17 protein-coding genes, 2 rRNA genes and 1 pseudogene are annotated in these 22,202 nt (G+C 71.7%); 8 read left to right on the top strand and 12 right to left on the bottom strand.

Features of this window, described 5'->3' with window-relative positions; genetic code table 11:
- Nucleotides 1–397 precede the first annotated feature (397 nt).
- The gene (locus K2F47_RS19970; RefSeq protein ID WP_242906050.1) at nucleotides 398–1,408 is read right to left on the bottom strand and encodes a DUF4192 domain-containing protein; all 1,011 of its coding nucleotides are present in this window, start codon (nucleotides 1,406–1,408) and stop codon (nucleotides 398–400) included.
- A 60-nt stretch (nucleotides 1,409–1,468) separates the two neighbouring features.
- A pseudogene (locus K2F47_RS19965) lies at nucleotides 1,469–1,961 on the bottom strand (phosphoribosyltransferase).
- Nucleotides 1,962–2,479: 518 nt separating this feature from the next.
- Between K2F47_RS19965 and K2F47_RS19960 the strand changes: the two are divergent.
- On the top strand, nucleotides 2,480–4,531 hold the full coding sequence (locus tag K2F47_RS19960) for an ATP-dependent DNA helicase (RefSeq protein ID WP_242906049.1): 2,052 nt from the start codon (nucleotides 2,480–2,482) through the stop codon (nucleotides 4,529–4,531).
- Between the two features lie 2 nt (nucleotides 4,532–4,533).
- Here K2F47_RS19960 and K2F47_RS19955 read toward each other — a convergent pair whose 3' ends face one another.
- From K2F47_RS19955 to K2F47_RS19945, 3 genes are all read right to left on the bottom strand, one after another.
- A complete protein-coding gene (locus K2F47_RS19955) occupies nucleotides 4,534–5,745 on the bottom strand; it encodes a pyridoxal phosphate-dependent aminotransferase (RefSeq protein ID WP_242906048.1) in 1,212 nt (403 codons plus the stop codon).
- A gap of 65 nt (nucleotides 5,746–5,810) precedes the next feature.
- Nucleotides 5,811–8,321, bottom strand: a complete 2,511-nt coding sequence (locus K2F47_RS19950) for an ABC transporter permease (protein ID WP_242906047.1) — start codon at nucleotides 8,319–8,321, stop codon at nucleotides 5,811–5,813.
- Nucleotides 8,318–9,097, bottom strand: a complete 780-nt coding sequence (locus tag K2F47_RS19945) for an ABC transporter ATP-binding protein (RefSeq protein WP_242906046.1) — start codon at nucleotides 9,095–9,097, stop codon at nucleotides 8,318–8,320. The genes K2F47_RS19950 and K2F47_RS19945 overlap by 4 nt, the downstream gene beginning before the upstream one ends.
- A 213-nt stretch (nucleotides 9,098–9,310) precedes the next feature.
- Here K2F47_RS19945 and K2F47_RS19940 point away from each other — a divergent pair, with 213 nt between their 5' ends.
- The 3 genes from K2F47_RS19940 (at nucleotide 9,311) to K2F47_RS19930 (ending at nucleotide 11,896) form a co-directional block, all read left to right on the top strand.
- The gene (locus tag K2F47_RS19940) at nucleotides 9,311–9,997 is read left to right on the top strand and encodes a TetR/AcrR family transcriptional regulator (RefSeq protein ID WP_242906045.1); all 687 of its coding nucleotides are present in this window, start codon (nucleotides 9,311–9,313) and stop codon (nucleotides 9,995–9,997) included.
- Between the two features lie 61 nt (nucleotides 9,998–10,058).
- A complete protein-coding gene (locus K2F47_RS19935) occupies nucleotides 10,059–11,081 on the top strand; it encodes an AurF N-oxygenase family protein (RefSeq protein ID WP_242906044.1) in 1,023 nt (340 codons plus the stop codon).
- Complete coding sequence (locus K2F47_RS19930) at nucleotides 11,078–11,896, top strand: SDR family oxidoreductase (RefSeq protein ID WP_242906043.1); 819 nt, start codon at nucleotides 11,078–11,080, stop codon at nucleotides 11,894–11,896. The genes K2F47_RS19935 and K2F47_RS19930 overlap by 4 nt, the downstream gene beginning before the upstream one ends.
- Before the next feature lie 4 nt (nucleotides 11,897–11,900).
- Here K2F47_RS19930 and K2F47_RS19925 read toward each other — a convergent pair whose 3' ends face one another.
- The 4 genes from K2F47_RS19925 to ctaD all read right to left on the bottom strand — a co-directional run bounded on the left by K2F47_RS19925 (nucleotide 11,901) and on the right by ctaD (nucleotide 17,862).
- On the bottom strand, nucleotides 11,901–13,181 hold the full coding sequence (locus K2F47_RS19925; protein ID WP_242906042.1) for an ABC transporter substrate-binding protein: 1,281 nt from the start codon (nucleotides 13,179–13,181) through the stop codon (nucleotides 11,901–11,903).
- Nucleotides 13,182–13,200: 19 nt separating this feature from the next.
- Nucleotides 13,201–13,584, bottom strand: coding sequence for a DUF742 domain-containing protein (locus K2F47_RS19920; RefSeq protein WP_242906041.1), 384 nt, complete (start codon nucleotides 13,582–13,584; stop codon nucleotides 13,201–13,203).
- The gene (locus K2F47_RS19915) at nucleotides 13,584–16,019 is read right to left on the bottom strand and encodes a sensor histidine kinase (protein ID WP_242906039.1); all 2,436 of its coding nucleotides are present in this window, start codon (nucleotides 16,017–16,019) and stop codon (nucleotides 13,584–13,586) included. The genes K2F47_RS19920 and K2F47_RS19915 overlap by 1 nt, the downstream gene beginning before the upstream one ends.
- Before the next feature lie 184 nt (nucleotides 16,020–16,203).
- Nucleotides 16,204–17,862, bottom strand: coding sequence for an aa3-type cytochrome oxidase subunit I (gene ctaD / locus K2F47_RS19910; RefSeq protein WP_242906038.1), 1,659 nt, complete (start codon nucleotides 17,860–17,862; stop codon nucleotides 16,204–16,206).
- Between the two features lie 83 nt (nucleotides 17,863–17,945).
- On the opposite strand from ctaD, the gene K2F47_RS19905 reads away from it, so the two are divergent.
- Entirely contained in the window at nucleotides 17,946–18,470 is a 525-nt protein-coding gene (locus K2F47_RS19905) for a 2-thiouracil desulfurase family protein (RefSeq protein ID WP_242906037.1), read from the top strand.
- Here K2F47_RS19905 and K2F47_RS19900 read toward each other — a convergent pair.
- Nucleotides 18,412–19,062, bottom strand: coding sequence for a TetR/AcrR family transcriptional regulator (locus K2F47_RS19900; protein WP_242906035.1), 651 nt, complete (start codon nucleotides 19,060–19,062; stop codon nucleotides 18,412–18,414). The genes K2F47_RS19905 and K2F47_RS19900 overlap by 59 nt on opposite strands.
- 98 nt (nucleotides 19,063–19,160) lie before the next feature.
- Between K2F47_RS19900 and K2F47_RS19895 the strand changes: the two genes are divergently transcribed.
- The 3 genes from K2F47_RS19895 to K2F47_RS19885 all read left to right on the top strand — a co-directional run bounded on the left by K2F47_RS19895 (nucleotide 19,161) and on the right by K2F47_RS19885 (nucleotide 21,747).
- The gene (locus K2F47_RS19895) at nucleotides 19,161–19,868 is read left to right on the top strand and encodes an SDR family NAD(P)-dependent oxidoreductase (protein ID WP_242906034.1); all 708 of its coding nucleotides are present in this window, start codon (nucleotides 19,161–19,163) and stop codon (nucleotides 19,866–19,868) included.
- Between the two features lie 78 nt (nucleotides 19,869–19,946).
- Nucleotides 19,947–20,816, top strand: a complete 870-nt coding sequence (locus K2F47_RS19890) for a helix-turn-helix transcriptional regulator (protein WP_242906032.1) — start codon at nucleotides 19,947–19,949, stop codon at nucleotides 20,814–20,816.
- A gap of 85 nt (nucleotides 20,817–20,901) precedes the next feature.
- Complete coding sequence (locus K2F47_RS19885) at nucleotides 20,902–21,747, top strand: oxidoreductase (RefSeq protein WP_242906030.1); 846 nt, start codon at nucleotides 20,902–20,904, stop codon at nucleotides 21,745–21,747.
- Between the two features lie 77 nt (nucleotides 21,748–21,824).
- On the opposite strand, the gene rrf is transcribed toward K2F47_RS19885, so the two are convergent.
- A 5S ribosomal RNA gene (rrf, locus tag K2F47_RS19880) occupies nucleotides 21,825–21,941 on the bottom strand.
- A gap of 161 nt (nucleotides 21,942–22,102) precedes the next feature.
- Nucleotides 22,103–22,202: ribosomal RNA gene (locus K2F47_RS19875) — 23S ribosomal RNA — on the bottom strand; the annotation flags it as partial.

Genomic DNA, 22,202 nt, shown 5'->3' with positions numbered 1-22,202 from the left:
TGCCCATCCTCGCCTGCAAGACTGCCCGCGTTCGACCCTGGTCCGGCCGCGTCGGATCCAGCCGGGTTCGCCTGCGCAGCCCCGGCCGCCGACGGACGCTTCGGCATCGACGGCCCTCCGACTTGGCGGTGACGACCCGCTGCCGTTCGGCGTTCAAAGCTACTGCCAGCATGTTGGCGCCGGTCAGAGCAAAGCCCCCCATCCTCGCCTGCGAGGCGGATCGCGACCGAGCCCGACCGCTCGCGTGCGTGCCCGACCGGCCGCGTACGTGCCCGACCGGCCGCGTACGTGCCCGACCGGCCGCGTGCGCGCCCGACCGGCCGCGTGCGTGCCCGACCGGGCACACCGGGTCTCGCCGGGACGCGTGTGGGCGCGAAGGGCTTTGGCGGCTACGGGGTCAGCTGGCTTGGCGGGTTTCGTCTTCGTGGTAGGCGGCGGCTAATTCTTCGGGGGTCATGCGCATGCGGGCTTTGGTGGGCGGGATGCCGGCGGCCATCACCTCGCGGAGGATGACGGCCATCGAGTAGGTGGGGTCGGCGTCCAGGGCGCGGTCCAGGGCTACGTTGGCCAGGCCGCCGTTGCCCGCGGCGTAGGCGGCGAAGGCCAGGAGGGCGGCGGGGGCGGCCGCGTAGGGGGGTTCTACGCGGCGGACGACGTCGCGCCAGAAGTCGATGTCGGCTGTCGGGTCGTCCTCGTCGATGCGGACCCAGGCTTCGTCGCGCACGCGGAGTTCGGTGAGGAGGAAGGCCAGGCGGGCGACCTCGTCGTTGCTGGGGCGGGTGCCCGCGCGGGCTTGGGCCAGCAGGACGGGGACGACGGCGACGCCCTCCTGCACGAGGAGCGCCTGGAACTGGAACGAGGACGTGCCGTCGCGGGCCCAGCCGAGGAAGCGTCGTTCGGCTCGGAGGGTGGCCTCGCACATGGCCTGGCGGGCGGGGCCGGTGAGGGGACGGAGGGAGTCGGCCAGGTCGGTGCGGTCGGGGAGGGCGACGTGGCCCGCGAGGGTGGCTTCGGCGGCTAGGACGCTGCTCTTGATATCGAACGGGATGCCTTCCGGTGGGCAGCAGTCCTCGTCGCAGGTGAGGGACCACCAGCGTCCATCGGACACGCGGATCGCCTGCATGACCTCGATGCCGGCGGCTGCGAGGGCGGCGCGCATGGTGGTGGTGGCCGGTGTGGACTCCTCGGGCGTGCCGTAGGCGAGCAGGAGGACGCGGAGGTAGCCGTTGCCCGCGAGCATGCCGGACACGTTGACGGGATCGGGTGACGGTAAGTCGACGCGGACCGCGCATGTGCCGTCCGGGCCGTCGAAGGCGATCACGACGAGGCTGCCGGACGGGTGGAACCCCAGGAGGTAGGGGACGACGGCGATGGCGTCTTGCGCTGAGCGAATGACCAGTGGGTTCATGCCTTTGAGGCTCGCAGGGGCGGGCTGGTCAGCGCATCAGAATCGCGTTCTGTGGATAAGTCAGGCGTCGAGGATGCGGGGCGTTACCACCGGGGGTTCTGTCGACCACGGGAAATTGATCCAGCGGTCGGTGCGGCGCCAGACATATTCGCATTTGACGGTCGAATGGGGCTTTTCGTAAATGACCGCGCAGCGGACGTCCGCGACGTGGTCGGCGCAGAAGTCGCGGACTAGGTTTGAGGGTGGCGCCCGTGTCGGCGACATCGTCGGCCACCAGGACCTTCGCGCCCGACAGGTCGATCGCGTTCGGGACGGGTGGGAGCATCACCGGGAGATCGAGGCGCTCGTCGACGCCGGTGTAGAACTCGACGTTCATGACGTGCAGGTTCTTCACGTCCAGCGCGTAGCCGAGGGCCCCGGCGACGAACAGGCCGCCGCGCGCGATGGACAGGATCAGGTCGGGACGGTAGCCGCTGTCGGCGACCTCCTGCGCCAGGTCGCGGCTCGCGGCCCCGAACAACTCCCAGGTCAGGATTTCTCTCTCTGTGGGCACGAGGCCATTTTGGCCGATGGGGCGGCGGCGGGAACGCACCCGTCCCCGGCGGCCCGCGCCCCCAGCGTTCGAGGGGCGCGGCCGCGGTGCATCTCGACAGCGGGACGGTGCGACAGTCCGGCGGGAAGGCAATGCGGCGGTGGGGGGGGCGGAGTCGACGGCCGGGGGTGCGATGGCCTCACGGGGGGTTCTGTTGTCGTTGTCCGGCTGGTTGTGGTCTGCGGCGCTGTAGGGGTGTGGCCCGGAAGAGGAACCAGCGGAGGAGGCCATGGTGCGCGCGTCTGCGGGCGCTGTAGGGGTGTGGCCCGGCGGCACCGCGCCGCGAGTAGTGCCTGTACACCGGTCTGCGGGCGCTGTAGGGGTGTGGGCTGGAGCTTCGGGGGGTGGCCGTATTCGGTCATGGTCGGCGCGAGCGGTTCGCGGGGGCGGACGGACGCGGGTGTCCCTCGTGGGCGGTAGCGTTGGGCGGCGTGCCCGCCCCTGATCTGCTGACCGGCAGCGATACCCAGATTCCTGACATGACGGCCCTGTTGTCCGCGGCCGTCGAGGCCATCGGCGGCGCCACGCGCCCCGGGCAGGTCGATATGGCGCGGGCGGTGGAGAAGGCGATCGCGGACGGGGAGCACGTCGCGGCCCAGGCGGGCACCGGTACCGGGAAGTCGCTGGCCTATCTCGTTACGGCGATCCGGTACGCGGTGGAGAAGCAGACCACGGTGGTGGTGTCGACGGCGACGATCGCGTTGCAGCGGCAGCTCGTCGACCGGGACCTGCCGCGGCTGGCGGAGGCTCTCGGGCCGATGCTCGGGACGGAGTTGAAGTTCGCGATCCTCAAGGGGCGCCGCAACTACCTGTGCCTGCACCGGGTGCAGACGGGCGTCCCGGACGAGGACGAGCCCGGCCAGAGCCTGTTCGACCCGCAGCAGCTCTCCGCGATGGGACGGCAGGTCAAGCGGCTCAACGAGTGGGCCGACGAGACCAGGACCGGGGACCGCGACGAGCTGGTGCCGGGGGTGAGCGAGCAGGCGTGGCGGCAGGTCGCGGTGACGGCGAAGGAGTGCCTGGGCGCGACGCGCTGCCCGCAGGGCACCGAGTGCTTCGCGGAGCTGGCGCGGGCGGAGGCGGGTGAGGCGCATATCGTCGTCACCAACCACGCGTTGCTGGCCATCGATGCGCTGGAGGAGTTCCAGGTCCTGCCCGAGCACGACGTGGTGATCGTGGACGAGGCGCACGAGCTGGTCGACCGGGTCACCTCGGTCGCGACCGGGGAGTTGAGTGCGGCGGCCGTGGAGACGGCGGCGCGGCGGTGCGGGCGGTTGATCGAGGAGGCGACCGCCGACCGGCTCAAGGAGTCGGCGGAGGGGCTCGGCATTCTGCTGGAGGATCTGCCCGCGGGGCGTATGGACGTCCTGTCCCCCGCGCTGGGCACCACCATCACCGTGGTCCGGGACGCCGCGCATGCGTGCATCTCGGCTCTCGGGCCCGACAAGAAGGAGAAGGACCCCGGCGACATGGCGGCGCGCAAGGCGGCGCGTTCCTCGCTGGGGGATCTGCACGACACGGCGGTGCGGTTGCTGGAGGCGTTCCAGCCGGAGATCGCGCAGCGGTTCGACGTGGTGTGGCTGGAGAAGCCGTTCGTCCCGGAGGGGCGTCCGAAGCGTCCTCCGGCGTTGCGGGTCGCGCCGATTGGGGTGGGCGGCCTGTTGCGGAGCACGTTGTTCGAGCGGCGCACGGCCGTGCTGACGTCGGCGACGCTGACGTTGGGCGGGTCGTTCGAGCCGCTGGCCCGGCAGTGGGGGCTGCCGCCGCTGCCCGAGAGCGGTTCCCGGGACGCCAAGACGGCCGCCGAGGGCCTCGCCCACACCGCGACGAAGGACGGCAAGGACGACAAGGAGCTGGTGTGGACGGGCCTGGACGTCGGTTCCCCGTTCGACCATCCGAAGGCGGGCATCCTGTACGTGGCACGGCATCTGCCGCAGCCGGGACGTGACGGCCTCGCCGACGCGTATCTGACCGAGATCACCGAGTTGATCGAGGCGGCGGGGGGCCGCGCGCTCGGGTTGTTCTCCTCGATGCGGGCCGCCCGGCAGGCCGCCGACGAGCTGAAGGACCATCTGTCGCATCCGCTGCTGTGCCAGGGCGAGGACTCGACGTCCCTGCTGGTCAAGCAGTTCGCCGAGGATGAGCGGACGTGCCTGTTCGGCACGCTGTCGCTGTGGCAGGGCGTGGACGTGCCGGGTCCGTCGCTCCAGCTGGTGATCATGGATCGGATCCCGTTCCCGCGTCCGGACGACCCGGTGACCTCGGCCCGCTCGCGCGCGGTCGCGGCGAACGGCGGGAACGGCTTCATGGCCGTCGCCGCGACGCATGCCGCGCTGCTGCTGGCGCAGGGCGCGGGACGGCTGCTGCGGTCCATGGACGACCGCGGCGTCGTCGCCGTGCTCGACCCGCGGCTGGCGACCGCGCGGTACGGCGGTTTCCTGAAGGGGTCGCTGCCGCCGTTCTGGGCCACCACCGATCCCGAGGTCGTGCGGGGCGCGCTGCGGCGGCTCGACCAGGCCGCGACCGCCTGACCTCAGCGGCGGTAGGCCTGGAGGAACTCCCCGATGCGGCCCACCGCGTCCTCCAGGTCGTCGGCGTACTGGAGGGTGACGACGCGGAAGTGGTCGGTGGAGGGCCAGTTGAACCCCGACCCCTGGACGACCAGGAGCTTCTGCTGTTCCAGGAGGTCGAGGGCGAAGCGCATGTCGTCCTCGATCGGGTACATCTCGGGGTCCAGGCGCGGGAACACGTACAGGGCGCCCTGCGGCCGGACGCAGCTCACGCCCGGCAGGTCGTTCAGCAGCTTCCAGGCGCGGTCGCGCTGCTCGCCGAGGCGGCCCGTCGGCAGGACGAGGTCCTCGATGCTCTGGTGGCCGCCGAGCGCGGCCTGGATGGCGTGCTGGCCGGGGACGTTCGGGCACAGCCGCATGTTGGCGAGGATGTCCAGGCCCTCGATGTAGGACTCGGCGTGCTCCTTCGGGCCCGACAGGACCACCCAGCCGGAGCGGAACCCCGCGACGCGGTAGTTCTTCGACAGCCCGCCGAAGGTGAGGCACAGCAGGTCGGGGGCGAGGGACGCGATCGGGACGTGCTCCGCGCCGTCGTAGAGGATCCGGTCGTAGATCTCGTCGGCGAGGATGATCAGGTTGCGGCGGCGGGCGACCTCGACGACCCGGGTGAGGACGTCGCGGGAGTAGACGGCGCCGGTCGGGTTGTTCGGGTTGATGATCACGATGGCGCGGGTGCGGTCGCCGATTTTGGACTCGATATCGTCCAGGCTGGGCTCCCATCCGGCGTCCTCGTCGCACAGGTAGTGGACGGGGGTGCCGCCGCACAGCGACGTCGCGGCCGTCCACAGCGGGTAGTCCGGCGTGGGGATCAGGACCTCGTCGCCGTCGTTGAGCAGCGCCTGGAGGGTCATCACGATCAGCTCGGACACGCCGTTGCCGAGGTAGACGTCCTCGACGTCCACGCCGGTGACGCCGTTGCCCTCGCAGCGCTGCACGATCGCGCGGCGGGCGGCCAGGATGCCCTTGGAGTCGCTGTAGCCGTGCGCCTCCGGCAGGTTGCGGATCATGTCCTGGAGGAGTTCCGGCGGGGCCTCGAAACCGAACGGCGCGGGGTTGCCGATGTGCAGTTTGAGAATCCTGTTCCCCTCGGCCTCAAGCTGCTTGGCGCGCTTGAGCACCGGTCCCCTGATGTCGTAACAGACGTTGGCCAGCTTGCCCGACTGGTTGACCTGCATGGGGACACCCTATCCACGCGGGGGGCCGGTGCCCCCGGGGCGAGCCCCGGGGGCACCGGGCGGCCTCACACCGAGGCGATCGCGGACAGGATGCCGAGCCGCGCCGCGCGCCGGGCCGGGCGGATCGCGGCGAGCGCACCCGCCACGGTCCCGACCAGGGCGATGACCGCCACCTGGACGGTCTGCGGCGCGAACGGGTTGCCGAGCGCGGTGCCGAGCCCCCAGCCGAGGAACAGCCCGAGGCCGAGCCCGCCCGCCGTGCCGAACAGCGCGACGATCACCGACTCCCACCGGACCATCGACCTGACCTGCGGACGGGTCGCGCCGACCGCGCGCAGCAGGCCGAGCTCGCGGGTCCGCTCGTGCACCGACAGCGAGAGCGTGTTGGCGATGCCGAGCAACGCGATGACGATCGCGAGGACCAGCATCCCGTAGACGACGCCGATGAAGCCGTTCATATCCTCGGTCTGGCGGGAGACGAAGGCGTCCCGGGTCTCCACCTCCGGCGCCCCGTACGGCTTGGCGAGCGCGGTGAGCGCCTGTTTCGCGTCGCTCACCGACGCGCCGGGCCGCAGCTCGACGAACGTCATGAGGTCGAGCGGCTGCCGGGTGTGGGCGTTCCAGACCGTCCTCGGAACGAGGTAGTCGCCGACGAGGTCGGCGTTCTCGTAGACGGCGCCGATCTCCAGCCGCTGCCGGGCGCCGTCGGCGAACTGGACGGCGACGGTCGATCCGGGCTCCCACCCCTTGTCGTCGGCGACCTTCTTGGACACCGCGAACGTGCCGGGGTCGACGAGGCCGCCCTGCCGCAGGCCCAGGTCCAGGACGCGGCGCAGCGCGGACGGGTCGGCGACGCGGACGGCCGCGTTCTTCCCGTCCACCCGCATGTTGCCGTTCCCGAGGCCCGCCGCGTTCTGGACCTGCGGGAGGCGCGCGGCCTGCCCGGCGAGCGCCGTGCTGAACCCGGCGGTCTCGTTGCTGCCGCCGTCGACGACGATCGCTCCCTTGAACGACCCGGCGACGCCGTCCTCCAGGGAGGCGCGCAGCGAGCCGATGAACACGGTCAGCAGCGTGACGACGCCGACGCCGATCATCAGGGCGGTCGCGGCGCCGGCGGTGCGGGCGGGGCTGCGGCCGGCGTTGTCGCGGGCGAGCCGCCCGGCGACGCCGCGCAGCCGCGCGGCGGGCCCTCCGGCGAGCGCGGTGACCGGGCGGGCCGCGACGGGCCCGAGCACGACCATCGCGACGACGGTGAGCACCGCGCCCGCGGCGGCCATCGCCATCTGCTCGCCGACCGCGCCGAGCACGACGGTCCCCGCCGCGATCAGCGCCAGCACGCCCCCGACGATGACCCGCGTGTCGGACGGACGGCCCGCCTCTACCGCCACCTCGCGCAGCGCGGCCAGCGGCGGCACCCGCGACGCCTTGAGCGCGGGGCCGAGGGCGGCGACCAGCGTCACCGCGATCCCGACCGGTGCGGCGATCAGCGCGGACGTCGCCGACACGACGAGGCCCTCCATCGCGATCCCGATCCTGAGCTGGGTGAACAGCTGCCGCAGCAGGGCCGCGAACCCGAGGCCGCCCGCGAGCCCGGCGAGCGTCGCGGCGCCGCCGACCACGAGCGCCTCGAAGCCGACGATGGCCACGACCTGGCGGCGGCCCGCGCCGAGGGCGCGCAGCAGCGCCGACTCGCGGGTCCGCTGCGCCGTCGTGATCGCGAACGTGTTGTGGATGCTGAACGCCGCGACCAGCAGCGCGACGCCGCCGAACGCGCCGAGCACGATCCGGAACACGCGCAGGAAGCCGTCCTCGACCATCGTCATGCCCTCGTCGACCTGCGCCTTGCCGGTGACGGCCTCGGTGCCGGGCGCGAGGACGGGTCTGACGCGGGCGGCCAGCTCGTCCTGGCTGACGCCGTCCTCAGCGCGCAGCCAGACCCCGGTGACGAGGCCGGGCGCCCGGGCGACGAACCGGCGCGCCCCCTCCAGGCTGAAGGCGGTGAACGAGGTCTCGCCGAAGGCGTCCTGGTCGCCGAACCTGCTGATGCCGACGACCGTGACGGGGACGCGCTCGGGGGTGAGCACCGCGGTCCGGTCGCCGACTTTCAGCTTGCCCTCGTCGGCGAACATCTTGTTGATGACGACCTCGTTGGGCGCGCGCGGGGCGCGTCCCTCGGCGAGCCGGTACGGGTTGAGCTTGGGGTCGGTCATCCAGTTGCCCGCCGTGCGGGGGCCGCGCGACTCGATCGTCGTGCCGTCCTTGGCGAGGAGCTGGCCCGAGCCCTGGATGTAGGGCTCGGCGTCGGCGACGCCGTTCACCTTCCTGACGCGTTCCAGGACGGACGCGTCGATCTCCCCGCGCGCGCCCCACGGCTCGTCGCTCACGCTGGTCGCGTTGCGGATGCTGACGTCGGTCTCTCCGTAGGCCCGGGAGAAGTAGCCGTCGATACTCCCCGCGAGCGTGTCCCCGAGGACGAGCGTGCCCGTCAGGAACGTCACGCCGAGGAACACCGCGATCAGCGAGCCCGCCAGGCGCCGCTTGCGGCCCCACAGCTCCTTGAGCACGATGCCGATCATGAGTGGTCCCCCAGTCCGCGCATGCGGTCCAGCACCCGGTCGGGCGTGGGCGCGTCCATGACGTCGACGATCCGCCCGTCGGCGAGGAACACGACCGCGTCGGCGCGCGCCGCCGCGACCGGGTCGTGGGTGACCATCGCGACCGTCTGGCCGAGGTCGTCCACGGCCTCGCGCAGGAGCGTGAGCACCTCGGCGCCGGTGCGGGAGTCGAGGTTGCCGGTCGGCTCGTCGGCGAACACGATCCGCGGCCGGGTGACCAGCGCCCGCGCGAGCGCGACCCGCTGCTGCTGCCCGCCCGACAGCTCCGACGGACGGTGCGTGAGCCGCTCCCCCAGCTTCAGGACGCGCACCACCGTGTCGAACCACTCCCGGTCGGGACTGGTCCCCGCCAGCGTCATCGGCAGCGTGATGTTGTCGCGCGCGGTCAGCGTCGGGAGCAGGTTGAACGCCTGGAACACGAACCCGATCCGCTCGCGCCGCAGTTTGGTCAGGGCCCGGTCCGACAGCGCGCCGAGCTCCTGGTCGCCGACGTAGACCTGGCCGGAGGTGGCCGCGTCCAGCCCGGCCACGCAGTGCATCAGCGTGGACTTCCCCGCGCCGGACGGGCCCATGATCGCCGTGAACCGGCCGTCCGGGAACTCCACGCTGACCTCGTCCAGGACCCGGACGGCCATGTCGCCCGAGCCGTAGACCTTGCTGAGCCGGACCGTCCTGGCCCCTCCCCGTCCCGCCTTCTCGTCGTTGGTCGATTGCCTTGTCCGTGCCGCGTTTGCCATGTCCGGGATCGTGTCGCCGGGACGTGCCGCCCGTCGTCGGGCCAGGAGAGGCACCCGGGCTGCTCCTCCCGGGGGTACCCGCACCGCCCCGGCTACGCCCCGCGCGGTACGGCCGGAGAGATCAAATCAGACGCGGCGTCCAATTGTGACCGGCGCAACATACATGCAGGCTTGCTTGCTTGTTTGTGCGCTCGTACCGTCGGGGTTGTGCCAGTGAGACGCCGCCGTCACGGCGGGAGCCGCCGTACCCAGGAGGAACGCCGCTCCCAGACCCAGGCCAGGCTGCTTGAGGCCACCATGGACTGCCTGGTGGACCTCGGCTGGTCCGGGACGTCCACCACCGAGGTCGCGCGCCGCGCCGGGGTGTCGCGCGGGGCGCAGCAGCACCACTACCCGACGAAGATGGTCCTGGTCGCGGCGGCGCTGGAGCACCTGCTGGAGGCGCAGCGGCTGGCCTACGAGCGGGCGTTCGCGGTGCTTCCCGCGGAGCGGCGCGACGTCGCGGGCGCGCTCGACCTGCTGTGGGAGGTGTTCCGCGACAAGCCCGCCAAGGCGCTGACCGAGCTGGCGGTGGCGGCCCGCACCGACGACGAGCTGCGCCCGCTCTGCCGCGACCTCAACGAGCGCGTCCTCCAGGTCATCGTGGAGACGTTCGAGCGGCTGTTCCCGGCGAACACGCTCACGCCGGAGTTCACCGACAGCGTCCTGCGCGGCGTGTTCGCGATGTTCGTCGGCCTGTCGGTCCAGAACGCGCTGGACGACGACGAGAGCGGTCACCAGGAGGCCGTCCTGCGCACGCTCAAGGATTTCGCGCGGCAACTCGTCCCCGAGCCCGGCACGACGCCTGAACCCGGCACGACACCCGAGCACGGCACGACCTCCGTCCCCGTCCGAACCTGAAGGCCCCCGACACCGCACGCCCGGCGGCGACGCCGCCTGTACCAGCCCGAGGGAGTCCGCCATGCCGAAAGCCCCCACCGAACTCGCCGACGAGGTCCGCGCGCAGGTCACGGACGCGAAGTCCTACCTCGCCGTCATCGACCGGCTGAACAGGGCGTCGGTCGACAAGCACTGGGAGGCCTACGCCGACATCCCGTGGGAGGACCCGGAGTTCGCGGTCGACAAGAACGACCCGCGCTGGGTACTGCCGCCGTTCGACCGGCTCGGCGAGACCGCCTGGTACCGGGCGCAGCCGCCGGAGGTGCAGGCCCAGATCGGGCTGTGGCGGGTCGCGACCGCGATGAAGATCGGGCTCCAGTTCGAGAACCTGCTGAAGCGGGGCCTGCTCAACTACGCCTACCGGCTGCCGAACGGCCGCCCGGAGTTCCGGTACGTCTACCACGAGACGACCGAGGAGTGTCATCACGGGATGATGTTCCAGGAGTTCGTGAACCGGACGGGGATGCCGATCCGGGGCATGCCGCGCTCGCTCAACCTGATCGCGCAGGCCGCACCCTGGATCCCGCTGATCAATACCGAGATGTTCTTCGTGTTCGTGCTCGGCGGCGAGGACCCGATCGACTACGTCCAGCGCAAGTCGCTGAAGGGCGGGCACATCAAGCACCCGCTCGAAGAGACGATCATGAAGATCCATATCGCGGAGGAGGCCCGGCACATCTCGTTCGCCCGGCACTACCTGCGGCACCGGGTGCCCGCGATGAAGCCGCTGCGCCGCCGCATCCTCGGGGTCGCGACCCCGGTCGTGCTCGGCGTGATGGCGCGGATCATGCTGGCCCCGCCCGGCCCGATGGTGCGGCACTTCGGCATCCCGAAGGACGTGGTCCGCGCCGCGTACCGGAGCGAGGCGTCGCGGGCCGAGATCTCCAACTCGGTCGGCAAGATCCGCGACCTGATGGCCGAGCTCGGCGTCGTCGACCCGGTCAACCGGCGGATCTGGCAGGCGTTCGGGATCTGGGACGAGCCGAAGACGCGCCGCACCGTCGAACCGTCGGGCGGAGCGGCCTCGGGCGGGGCGCGGGCATGAGCGTCGCGATCGTGACCGGGGGCGCGTCCGGCATCGGCCGCGCCATCGCGACGTCGCTGGTGGCGCGCGGCGACACCGCCGTCGTCGCCGACATCGACGCCGCGGGCGCCAAGGCGGTCGCCGACCGGCTGAACACCCTGCGCCGGGGCACGGCAGTCGCCGCGCCGCTCGACGTCACCGACGCCGCCGCCGTCGCGGCGCTGTACGGCGGCGTGCGGGACGAGCACGGACGCCTCGACCTCGTGTTCAACAACGCGGGCATCGCGATCGGCGGGCTCGCCGAGGAGCTCACGCTCGACCACTGGAACCGCGCGATCGACGTCAACCTGCGGGGCGTCGTGCACGGCGTGCACGCCGCGTACCCGATCATGCTGGAGCAGGGGCGCGGGCACATCGTCAACACCGCCTCGCTCGCCGGGCTCGTCCCGATGCCGGCCGGCATCCCCTACACCGCGACCAAGCACGCGGTCGTCGGGCTGTCGCTCGGGCTGCGCGCCGAGGCGGCCGGACGCGGCGTCCGGGTCAGCGTCGTCTGCCCGAGCTTCGTCGACACGCCGCTGCTGCGCAACATCAACCCGGACCTGCCGGAGACGCCGATGAGCGGCGACGCGTCCGACGAGATCGCGCGTGCGGCGCCCCGCCCCTACACGACCGGCAGGCTCGCGCGCGACATCATGCGGGGCGTCGCGCGCAACCAGGCGCTGATCGTGGCACCGGCGCACGGCCGGGCCGCGTGGCGCGGCGTCCGGCTGAGCCCGGGGGCCGCCGTCCGCGTCGCCCAGTTCGCCGCCGACCGCATCCGCGCCGGCCGGTGAGCGGTCATTTGCCGGCGAGGCAGGGCTGGTCGAGGCGGTAGCCCTTCGCGGTCGGGCCCTCGGTGAAGTCGGTGAGCACCTTGAGGCCGGAGAACTCGTGGTCGTCCGGCCTGGAGAACACCGTCTTGCGGAACGCCGAGTCGTTCGGGGTGCCGGAGGAGTTGCCCGCCTCCGACGGCAGGATGCCCTCGTAGTCGACGTAGGTGATCTCGCGGACGGCCGCGAACAGGCCCGCGCGGGACAGGTCCTTCTTCTGGACCGCCCGTTGCAGGGCCGCCTTCAGCGGATACGACAGCGCCCACCCCGAGACGAGGTTGTCGTCGGGTTCAGTCCGGCCGACCGCCTGCCGCATCGCGGTATGGCCCGGCGAGTCGGTCGCGTACGGCTTCCAGGGCGCGACCTGGAGGTAGCGCGACTTGATCGCGTTCGCGGACGGGTCGCGCAGCATGCTCCGGTCCCACGTCGGGTTGTCGCCGATGAAGCGGCCCCGGAACCCGGCGTCGACCGTCCTGCCGATGATGGACGCGGCGTCCGCGGGCGACACGGTCAGCACGACGAGGTCGGGCCTGCGCGACATGATGGCCCGCACGGCGGCGTTCTGCACCGCCGCCCCCTGCGTCGTCGGGACGTCGGTGAACGACAGCCCGCGCACCCGCGCGCCGATCCGCGCGCCCGCCGCCGCGTCGTCGCCGTAGTCGCCGGTGTAGTGGATCGCCATCACGCTCTTGGCGCCGTACTCGTCCACGCCGTAGTCGACGGCGTTCATGGCCTCGAAGCAGTACGAGGACCCCGACTCGACGATGTCGTCGTCGAACTCCCACCGCGACGTCCAGGAGACGGGCAGCGCGATCATCTTCTTCGCGTGCAGGTCGCCGAGGATCGCGTCGGTCTCGGGCGATCCGAACGTCTGCGCCAGCGCCAGGACCTTGTCCTTCATCTCGTTGTAGGCGCGGACGTGGGCCTGCGGCTGGTAGTGGTTGTCGCGGACGTAGGTCACGACGTCGATGTCGTAGCCGCCGATGCCGCCCTGCCGGTTGACGCGGTCCCAGAACGCGCGCTGCGCCTTGGTCACCGCCGACCCGAGCGCCCGGAACGGGCCGCTGGTCAGGTCGGAGATCGTGCCGAGGTAGATGCAGCCGTGGTCCTTGTTCACCGCGTTCGGGCACGGCTTGTCGGTCACCCCGGGCGCGCCCGCCTCGACCCGTCCCTCGCCCGAGCCGCACCCGGCCGCCGCGACCACCGCCAGCAGCGCGGCGCTCGCCATCAGGGCCTTGAGCCTGTTCACGCCGCACAGCCTCACCAGGTCACAGCGCACGGAGACCATCGATCACTTCCTTGAGAAGACCCGGGTCGGGGCGTCCGGTGGCGGTCGCGGCGGGCCGGTTCACGGTCACCAGCCCCCGCCGCAGCAGGTCGCTCAGCAGCACCCGGACCACCCCGACCGGCAGGCTCAGGTCGGCGGCCAGCTCGGCGACCGACCGGGGACGCAGGCACAGCTCCAGGATCCGCTCGTCCTCGGGGCCGAGCGTGCTCGGGTCCGGCATCGGCACCTCGGCGGTGACGACGATCGCGATGAGGTCGAGCTCGTCCGCGCCGCTCTGCCGCGTCCGGCCGCCGGCCACGGCGAACGGGCGCACGACGGGCCCGGCCATCTCGTCGACCCACAGGTCGTCCGGCTCGTCGGGCATCACTCACCGCCCGGCCCAGGGGGCGTCTCCGGCTCCGCGGCCGCGCCGTCACCGCCCCGCTCCGGCTCGGCGTCGTCCTCCCGGCCGCGCCGCCATCCGCTCTGCATCGTCGACATGAGCCTGCGCGCCGCCTCGGGCGAGCGCTCGGCGGGCGTCTCGCCGGAGTCGGTGGGCGCGGCCTCCCTCAGCTGCGGGGCGATGTTCTGCTGCCGCCGCCTCCTCGGCAGCCCGCCGGGGGCGGTGCCCGGCGCGGCCCCGTCCTCGCGGTCCCCGCGCCGCGACGGCAGGACGGTCGGCGCCGACGGCCCGAGCTTGGGCGTCACGGGCGCCCGCTCTCCCGCACGCTCCCCCGCCGGTTCCATCGTCGTGCGGGAGACGGCCACCAGCGGCTTGTACTCGCCCGAGCCGCCGGACGGCGCGCCGGAGGCACCGGAGCCCGGCGCCGCGTCCTGCGCGTCGACGACGAGCGCGTGCGGGATCAGCACGATCGCGATCACACCCCCGTACGCCGAGGACCGCAGCGAGACGCGGATGCCGTGCCGCGCCGCGAGCCGCGCGACGACGAACAGCCCGAGCTGCACCGAGTCGTCCAGCTTCAGCTCGGGGTCGGTGGCCAGCAGCCGGTTCAGCCGCGCGATCTCCTCGCGGGTGAGGCCGAGGCCGCGGTCCTCGATCTCGACCGCGAAGCCGTGCGCGACCTCCCCGCCGGTCACCCGGATCCGCGTGGTCGGCGGGGAGAACGCGGCGGCGTTCTCGACCAGCTCGGCCAGCAGGTGGATGGTGTCGGCGACGGCGCGGCCCGACAGCGCCGCCCGGCCCATCGGGACGACGTCCACCCGCGTGTAGTCCTCGATCTCCGACGCGGCGGCGCGCGCCACGTCCATCAGCCGGACGGGATGCCGCCAGCTCCGTCCGGACGGCCGCCCGGAGAGGATGACCAGGCCCTCCGCGTGCCGCCGCATCCGGGTCGCGAGGTGGTCGAGCTCGAACAGCGCGGCGAGCGCGTCGGGGTCCTCGGTCCCGCGCTCCATCGCCTCCAGCCGGCCGAGGAGCCGCTGGAGCAGCGACTGGTTGCGGCGCGCGAGCGTCACGAACACGTCGTTGAGCCGCTTGTGCGCGGCGGCCTCGCCGGAGGACGCGCGGATGACGGCGCGGCGGGCCTCGGCGAACGCCTTGTCGATCCGGCTGATCTCGGTGACCGTGAACCCCGGCTGCGGGGGCGCGGCGGCAAACCGCGCGAACCAGGCGGGCGGGCCCGGCGGCTCGTCCTCCCCGGGCTTGGGCGGCTCGGCGGGTTTGACCTCCCCGGCGAGGACGATGTCCTCGTCCGGGACGGGCTCGCCGCGTCGGGCGCGCTCGGTGATCGCGGGCAGCCGGTCTCGGGTGAACGCGGTGACGGCGTCGGCCATCTCGCGGCTCTCGCGGATGAGGCGGCGCGCCATCCGCACCGCGACGACGACCGCGACGATCACGGCGAGCAGGCCCAGGCCGCCGGTCAGGTACAGACGGAGCAGGACGGCGTCGGCCTTCCGCGCGGCGCGGTCGGCGGTGGCCGAGCGGATGCCGGACGACAGCTCGGCGAGCTGTGTGTTCACGGTCTCGATCGAGGTGTGCCACGCGCCGATGTCCAGCGGCGGGTGCCCCTGCGCGGCGCCGGCCTGCATCAGCTCGTCCTCCAGCCTGCGGAACTCGACGAACGCGGCGCCGGACACGATCGCGTCGTAGCGGACGCGGTCGCCCGGCGGCAGCGCGCGGGTCGAGTCGTCGTAGAGGAACGCGCGGGCGCCGACGAGCTGCACGAGCCGCAGGTGCTCGGCCTGGCTGATCTTGCGCGCCGCGAGCGCGCCGGTGACCAGCGCGTCCTCGCGGGACATGCTCTCGCGGGCCCGCTCCAGACCGAGCAGGAGCCGGGTGTCGCGGACGATCCGGTCGTCGTCGGAGCGCGGCTCCTCGTAGATCTCGGCCGCCCGGTCGATGAAGGCGGTGTAGCGGCCGAGCGCCTCCGAGCGGTCGATGAGCCGCTTGTCGACCGAGGTGCGCACCGCCTCGATCTCGCCGAGCGAGGCCGCCAGGTCGGCCATCCGCTCGCGCGTGCGCCGCGCGGCGGCGCCCCGGACGGACGGGTCGGAGGCCGCCTTGCGGAACGCCGCGCGGGTCCGGTCGGTCCGCGCGCGCTGGGCGTCGAAGCCGGACCGGCCGATCGTCCGGTCGTCGCCGAGGTAGGACAGCGACATGCGGCGCTCGTCCTGCAACGCGGAGATCATGGCGTCGGTGGGCTTGATGACCTTGTCGGTGAAGGTCTGGGTCCGGGTCTGCCGGAGGGTGTCGCCGAGCGTGGCCGCCGCCGTGAAGCCCCACAGCACCACCAGCGCCGCGATCGGCGGGACCAGGAGGAACACGATTTTCGTCCGGACCGACCGTGTCCGCCTGGCCATCACGTCTCCCCGCTGCCGCGTCCGTCGCTCACGCCTGGCCGCCCCCTGTGATGCAGCTCACCGTCACGCGGGAACCGTAGTGCCCCGGGGCGGAGCGACTCGTCTGATTTGTCAGGAAGGCCGAGATTGTTACGGCGGCGTTATCGTCAGGGTTCTCGATCGGCAAGGACGGGAACCGGAGGGCTCAGCCGGGGTCCGTGCCGTCGCCGGCCGCCTCCAGCTTCGGGTAGTGCAGGTCGAACGCCGGACGCTCCGAGCGGATCCGCGGGATCGCGTCGAAGTTGTGCCGGGGCGGCGGGCACGAGGTGGCCCATTCGAGCGAGTTCCCGTAACCCCACGGATCATCGACCTGCACCCGGACGCCGCGCCGCGCCGTCCGGTACACGTTGTAGAGGAAGAACAGCGTGGAGACGCCCAGGATCAGCGCGCCCGCGCTGGAGACGCGGTTCAACGCGGTGAACTCCTTGGGGTAGTCCGCGTACCGGCGCGGCATCCCCTGCGCGCCCAGCCAGTGCTGGACAAGGAACGTCGTGTGGAAGCCGACGAACAGGAACCAGAAATGGACCTTGCCGAGCCGCTCGTCCAGCATCTTCCCGGTCATCTTCGGCCACCAGAAATAGAAGCCCGCGAACATCGCGAACACCACGGTCCCGAAGACGACGTAATGGAAGTGGGCCACCACGAAGTAGGAGTCCTGCACCTGGAAGTCCAGCGGCGGCGACGCCAGGATCACCCCGGTCAGCCCGCCGAACAGGAACGTCACGAGGAATCCCACCGCGAACAGCATCGGGGTCTCAAAGCTCAGCCTGCCCCGCCACATCGTCCCGACCCAGTTGAAGAACTTCACCCCGGTCGGCACCGCGATCAGGAACGACATGAACGAGAAGAACGGCAGCAGCACCCGGCCGGTCGTGAACATGTGGTGCGCCCACACCGACATCGACAGGCCCGCGATCAGGACCGTCGCCCCGACCATGCCGAAATAGCCGAACAGCGGCTTGCGGCTGAACACCGGAACGACCTCGGTGATGATGCCGAAGAACGGGAGCGCGATGATGTAGACCTCGGGGTGCCCGAAGAACCAGAACAGGTGCTGCCAGGTCAGCGCACCCCCGTACGCCGGGTCGAACACGTGCGAGCCGAACCGCCGGTCCGACTCCAGCACCAGCAGCGCGGCCGCGAGAACCGGGAAGGCCATCAGCACCAGCAGGCTCGTCAGGAAGATGTTCCACGTGAAGATCGGCATCCGGAACATCGTCATCCCCGGCGCCCGCATGCCGATGATCGTCGTGATGAAGTTGACGCCGCCGAGGATCGTCCCGAACCCCGACAGCGCCAGGCCCATGATCCACATATCGGCGCCGATCCCCGGCGAGCGGATCTGGCTCGTCAGCGGGGCATAGGCCGTCCAGCCGAAACTCGCCGCGCCGCCCGGCGACAGGAACGCCGCGAAGACGATGAGGCCGCCGAACAGGAACAGCCAGTAGCTGAGCATGTTCAGCCGGGGGAAGGCCACATCCGGCGAACCGATCTGCAACGGCATGATGACGTTGGCGAACCCGACGAACAACGGCGTCGCGAACAGCAGCAGCATCACCGTGCCGTGCATCGTGAAAAGCTGGTTGAACTGCTCGTTGCTCACGATCTGGTGGCCCGGCGACGCCAACTCCCCGCGCAGCACCATCGCCATCAGCCCGGCGAGGAGGAAGAACGCGAACGATGTGATCAGATACAGATACCCGATCACCTTGTGGTCGGTCGTGGTCGCCCACGACACCAGTACCGAGCCCCGAGGGCGCGCGGGGGCGGGCGCCTCGGGGAGTGTGCGGCCGAGAAGGACCATTGCCGGTCTCCCTGCGTGCGGCGGTCGCCCCCACTATTCGCCGGTGCGGGGAGTCAGGCAAGTGGCCGAATAGGCTGGAGTGCGTGGAACGCATACTGGTCAGTTCTTGCCTGATGGGAAGGCCGGTCCGATACGACGGAGCGGCCAAGCCCGTGGAGGCCGACCTCTTCGGACGCTGGCGGGCCGAGGGGCGCCTCGTCCCGTTCTGCCCCGAGGTATCCGGCGGCCTGGCCGTCCCGCGCCCACCCGCCGAGATCGTCGGCTCCGGCCCCGTCCTGGACGGCGCGGCCCGCATCGTCACCACCACCGGCGTGGACGTGACGGAGGCGTTCCTGCGCGGCGCCCACCTCGCCCTCGCCGCCGCCCGCCGCGCCGGGGCCCGCGTCGCGCTCCTCAAGGAGGGCAGCCCGTCCTGCGGCAGCCACCGCGTCTACGACGGGACGTTCACCGGCACGTCGGTCCCCGGAGCGGGCGTCACCACCGCGCTCCTCGAACGCTCGGGCATCCGGGTCTTCAGCGAGGACGAGCTGAACGCGCTGGAGTCCTGCCTCATCTCCCTGGAGAACCCGCAGGGTCCCCCGGACGGCCCTCAACCTGCTCCTGGGTGAGCGGCGCGGCGGACACCGGACGCGCGGCGTCCGCGCGCAACCCGTCCAGATGGAACGCGAGGAAACGGCGCCAGGCGTCCGGGGCGACGTCCGCCGTCTCGCGGATGATCTGCGACATCGCCCAGATGAGCGGCACCATGTCCGGCGCCTCGAAGTCGTCCCGCAGCCCGGCGCCCCGCGCCCGCTCGATGATCTCCACCAGGTGCACGAACCCCCGGTGGCAGGCCCCGCTGAGCTCCGAGGACGCCGGGTAGCTCCGGGCGAGCACGTCGTTGAGGCCGCGATCCCGCGCCTGCAACTCGAACAGCCCCTCGACGAAGCACACGAACCCGTCCCAGGGATCGGGGTCGGCGAGCGCCGCCTCGGCGACCCGCTCCAGCGCCTCCAGCCGCATCGGGAAGATCGCGTCGATGAGGTCCTGGCGCGCTGGGAAGTGGTTGTAGAGCGTGCCGATGCTGACCTCCGCCCGCCGCGCGACCTCCTCCAGCGGGGCGTCCACCCCGCGCTCGCCGAAGACCTTCGCGGCGGCGGCCAGCAGCTTGTCCCGGTTGCGCGCCGCGTCGGCCCGGGGCGCACGGCTCGTCCTCGCCATGGACGCCATTCTACGAACTTGAGGTCGCCCTCAAGTTTCGGCTAACTTGAGGGCGACCTCAATTTTGAGGGCACCCTCAACTTCATGGAGGCACACCCATGCCCACGACCGTCGTCATCGGAGCGGGCCCCGGGCTCGGCATGTCGATCGCCCACCGCTTCGGCCGCGAGGGCCACGACATCGCGTTGCTCTCCCGCAACGCGTCCCGCCACCCCGGCTACCTCGCCGCGCTGGACGCGGCGGGCATCAAGGCCACCGCGCACCAGGCCGACGTCCGCGACCGGGCCTCACTGCTCGCGGCCCTCGACGCCGCCGCCGAACACCACGACTCCGTCGACGTCGTCTACTACGGACCGGGCGCCGCCGACCCGGACGCCCTCCCCGCACCGATCACCTCCACCGACGTGACGTCCGCGAAGGAGGCGATGAGCTGGATCTACCCCGCGATCGACACCGTCGGCGCCGTCCTGCCGGACATGCTGGAGCGCGGCGACGGCGGCCTGCTGTTCGCCGCAGGCCTCAGCGCCGTCGTCCCGTTCCCCTCCCTCGGAAGCCTCGCGGTCTCGTCCGCCGCGCTGCGCAACTACGTCCTCACCCTGCACGCGGGCCTCGCCGACCAGGGCGTGTACGCGGGCATCCTGACGATCGGCGGCCTGATCGAGCGCGGCGACATCCACCGCATGATGACCGCCATGCCGGGCCCGCCCCCCGCCGGCACCCTCGACCCCGACGCGCTCGCCGACACCGCCTGGACCCTCTACAGCGAACGCGACACCCCCGAAGCGACCTTCAACGCCCTCCTCTGACTCGGCGCGGGACGGTAGGAGTATCACGGCCCCCTTCCGGGCTCCTCCCCACGGCGATCGACGCCTAGTGTCGAAGGCATGGACAGCGACAACCTGCTGGGACAGTTCCTCCGCGCCCGGCGCGCGCGGGTGCGGCCCGAGGACTCGGGGCTGCCCGTCGGGGGCCGGCGCCGGGTGGCGGGGCTGCGCCGCGAGGAGGTCGCGATGCTGGCGGGCGTCAGCACCGACTACTACGTCCGCCTGGAGCAGGGCCGCGAGCGCCACCCGTCCGCGCAGGTGGTCGACGCGCTCGCACGGGCACTGCGCCTGGACGTGGACGAGGCGGCGCACCTGCACCAGCTCGCCCACCCCGGCCCGGCCCGGCGGCGCCCGCGCGTCCGGCGCGAGCAGGTCAGCCCGACCCTGCTGAGCATGATGGCCGGCTGGCACCGCACCCCCGCGATCGTCCTCGGCCGCTGCCTGACCGTCCTCGCCCACAACGCGCTGGGCCGGGCCCTGTTCGCCGGACACGCCTACAGCGGCGATCTCGTCCGGCTCGCGTTCCTCGACCCCGACGCGCGCGACTTCTACCCGGACTGGGAGCGCGTCGCGATCAACACCGTCGGCGGACTCCGCTCCGCCGCCGGGACCGACTACGACGACCCCCAGCTGATCGACACGGTCGGCGAGCTCTCACTGAAGAGCGAGGACTTCCGCCGCCTGTGGGCCCGCCACGACATCCGCCAGAAGACGCACGAGACCAAACGGTTCCGGCATCCGCTGGTCGGGGAGCTGACGCTCGACTACGAGTCGCTGACCGTCAACAGCGCCCCCGGCCAGCAGCTGGTCGTGTACGAGGCCGCGGCGGGCAGCCCGTCCGAACAGGCGCTCGCCCTGCTGGGCAGCCTCACCGCCGGCGAGACGCCCGAGCACGCGCCGACGGAGAACACCCCGACCCGCGACCACTGATCACACTCTCCCGCACGACACAGGGTCGACCCATACCCTCAGGCAGGCCGCCCGCGTACTCACCCATCAGAGAAGGACATGCCGCATGAGCACGAACTCCCCCGCCTGGTTCATCACCGGCTGCTCGACCGGTCTCGGACGGGCACTGGCCACCGCCGTCCTCGACCGCGGCTGGCGGGTCGCGGTCACCGCACGCGACACCCGCACCATCGCCGACCTCGTCACCGGACGCGAGGACCGCGCCCTCGCCCTGCCGCTCGACGTCACCGACAAGGCCCAGATCACAGCGGCCGTCAAGGAGGCCGAATCGGCTTTTGGACGCATCGACGTCCTCGTCAACAACGCCGGGTACGGCTACCTCGCCGCCATCGAGGAGGGCGAGGACGAGGAGGTCCGCGCCCTGTTCGACACGAACGTCTTCGGCCTGGTCGACACGACCCGCGCCGTCCTGCCGGGCATGCGCGCGCGGCGGAGCGGCCACATCGTCAACATCTCCTCGCTCGGCGGCCTGGCCGCCTTCGGCGCCACCGGCTACTACCACGCCACCAAGTTCGCCGTCGAGGGGCTGTCGGAGTCGCTCGCGGCCGAGGTCGCTCCCCTGGGTATCAGGGTGACGATCGTCGAACCCGCGGCGTTCCGCACCAACTGGTCGGGCCCGTCCATGCGCCAGTCGGGGAACACGATCGACGACTACGCCGAGACGGCGGGCGCACGGCGCACGAGCACGCTCGCCACCTATGGCAACCAGCCGGGAGACCCGATGCGTGCCGCAGGGGCCATCATCGACGCGATCGGCTCCGAGGAACCGCCACTGCGGCTACTGCTCGGCAAGGCTGCGTTCGACATCGCCACGGCCAAGCTCGACACCCTCAGGATGGCATTCGACACCTGGCGAGACGTCACCCTCAGCGCCGACTACCCGAAGGAGTAACACCGGCGCCAACGGAAAAGCCCCGTGAAATGAGAAAGGGCCCCGCCGGTAACGGCGGGGCCCTTCCATCAATATGAGTCCGGCGGCGTCCTACTCTCCCACACAGTCTCCCATGCAGTACCATCGGCGCTGAGAGGCTTAACTTCCGGGTTCGGGATGGGACCGGGTGTTTCCCCCTCGCCAAAACCACCGAACGACCAACCCCAACACCCCCTCATGTTCCAGGGGTGCGGGAAACTCGTTACGAGCGACCAGGCTCGAAATTCAATTATCAACAACGGGTTCCCGTTTGTTTTCCGGGAACCACACAGGGACGCGAACACCACACAGCAGCGATATGTTTTGAACGTATTGTGTGGTCAAGCCACTCGGCCTATTAGTACCGGTCGACTCCACACGTTACCGCGCTTCCATCTCCAGCCTATCAACCCGATCATCAACCGGGGGCCTTACCC

This window comes from Actinomadura terrae (assembly GCF_022751215.1).
In the GTDB taxonomy this organism is placed as follows: Bacteria; Actinomycetota; Actinomycetes; order Streptosporangiales; family Streptosporangiaceae; genus Spirillospora; species Spirillospora terrae.
Note: the sequence above shows the minus strand (reverse complement) of the source record. Positions and strands in the feature narration are given on the sequence as shown.

What these genes read in the sequence shown, in the direction of transcription:
- K2F47_RS19885 (WP_242906030.1), top strand. Translation starts at nt 20,902, where the DNA reads ATGAGCACGAACTCCCCCGCCTGGTTCATCACCGGCTGCTCGACCGGT.
- K2F47_RS19900 (WP_242906035.1), bottom strand. Translation starts at nt 19,062, where the DNA reads ATGGCGAGGACGAGCCGTGCGCCCCGGGCCGACGCGGCGCGCAACCGG.
- K2F47_RS19955 (WP_242906048.1), bottom strand. Translation starts at nt 5,745, where the DNA reads ATGCAGGTCAACCAGTCGGGCAAGCTGGCCAACGTCTGTTACGACATC.
- ctaD (WP_242906038.1), bottom strand. Translation starts at nt 17,862, where the DNA reads ATGGTCCTTCTCGGCCGCACACTCCCCGAGGCGCCCGCCCCCGCGCGC.
- K2F47_RS19890 (WP_242906032.1), top strand. Translation starts at nt 19,947, where the DNA reads ATGGACAGCGACAACCTGCTGGGACAGTTCCTCCGCGCCCGGCGCGCG.
- K2F47_RS19930 (WP_242906043.1), top strand. Translation starts at nt 11,078, where the DNA reads ATGAGCGTCGCGATCGTGACCGGGGGCGCGTCCGGCATCGGCCGCGCC.
- K2F47_RS19915 (WP_242906039.1), bottom strand. Translation starts at nt 16,019, where the DNA reads ATGGCCAGGCGGACACGGTCGGTCCGGACGAAAATCGTGTTCCTCCTG.
- K2F47_RS19945 (WP_242906046.1), bottom strand. Translation starts at nt 9,097, where the DNA reads ATGGCAAACGCGGCACGGACAAGGCAATCGACCAACGACGAGAAGGCG.
- K2F47_RS19920 (WP_242906041.1), bottom strand. Translation starts at nt 13,584, where the DNA reads ATGCCCGACGAGCCGGACGACCTGTGGGTCGACGAGATGGCCGGGCCC.
- K2F47_RS19895 (WP_242906034.1), top strand. Translation starts at nt 19,161, where the DNA reads ATGCCCACGACCGTCGTCATCGGAGCGGGCCCCGGGCTCGGCATGTCG.
- K2F47_RS19950 (WP_242906047.1), bottom strand. Translation starts at nt 8,321, where the DNA reads ATGATCGGCATCGTGCTCAAGGAGCTGTGGGGCCGCAAGCGGCGCCTG.
- K2F47_RS19960 (WP_242906049.1), top strand. Translation starts at nt 2,480, where the DNA reads ATGACGGCCCTGTTGTCCGCGGCCGTCGAGGCCATCGGCGGCGCCACG.
- K2F47_RS19970 (WP_242906050.1), bottom strand. Translation starts at nt 1,408, where the DNA reads ATGAACCCACTGGTCATTCGCTCAGCGCAAGACGCCATCGCCGTCGTC.
- K2F47_RS19935 (WP_242906044.1), top strand. Translation starts at nt 10,059, where the DNA reads ATGCCGAAAGCCCCCACCGAACTCGCCGACGAGGTCCGCGCGCAGGTC.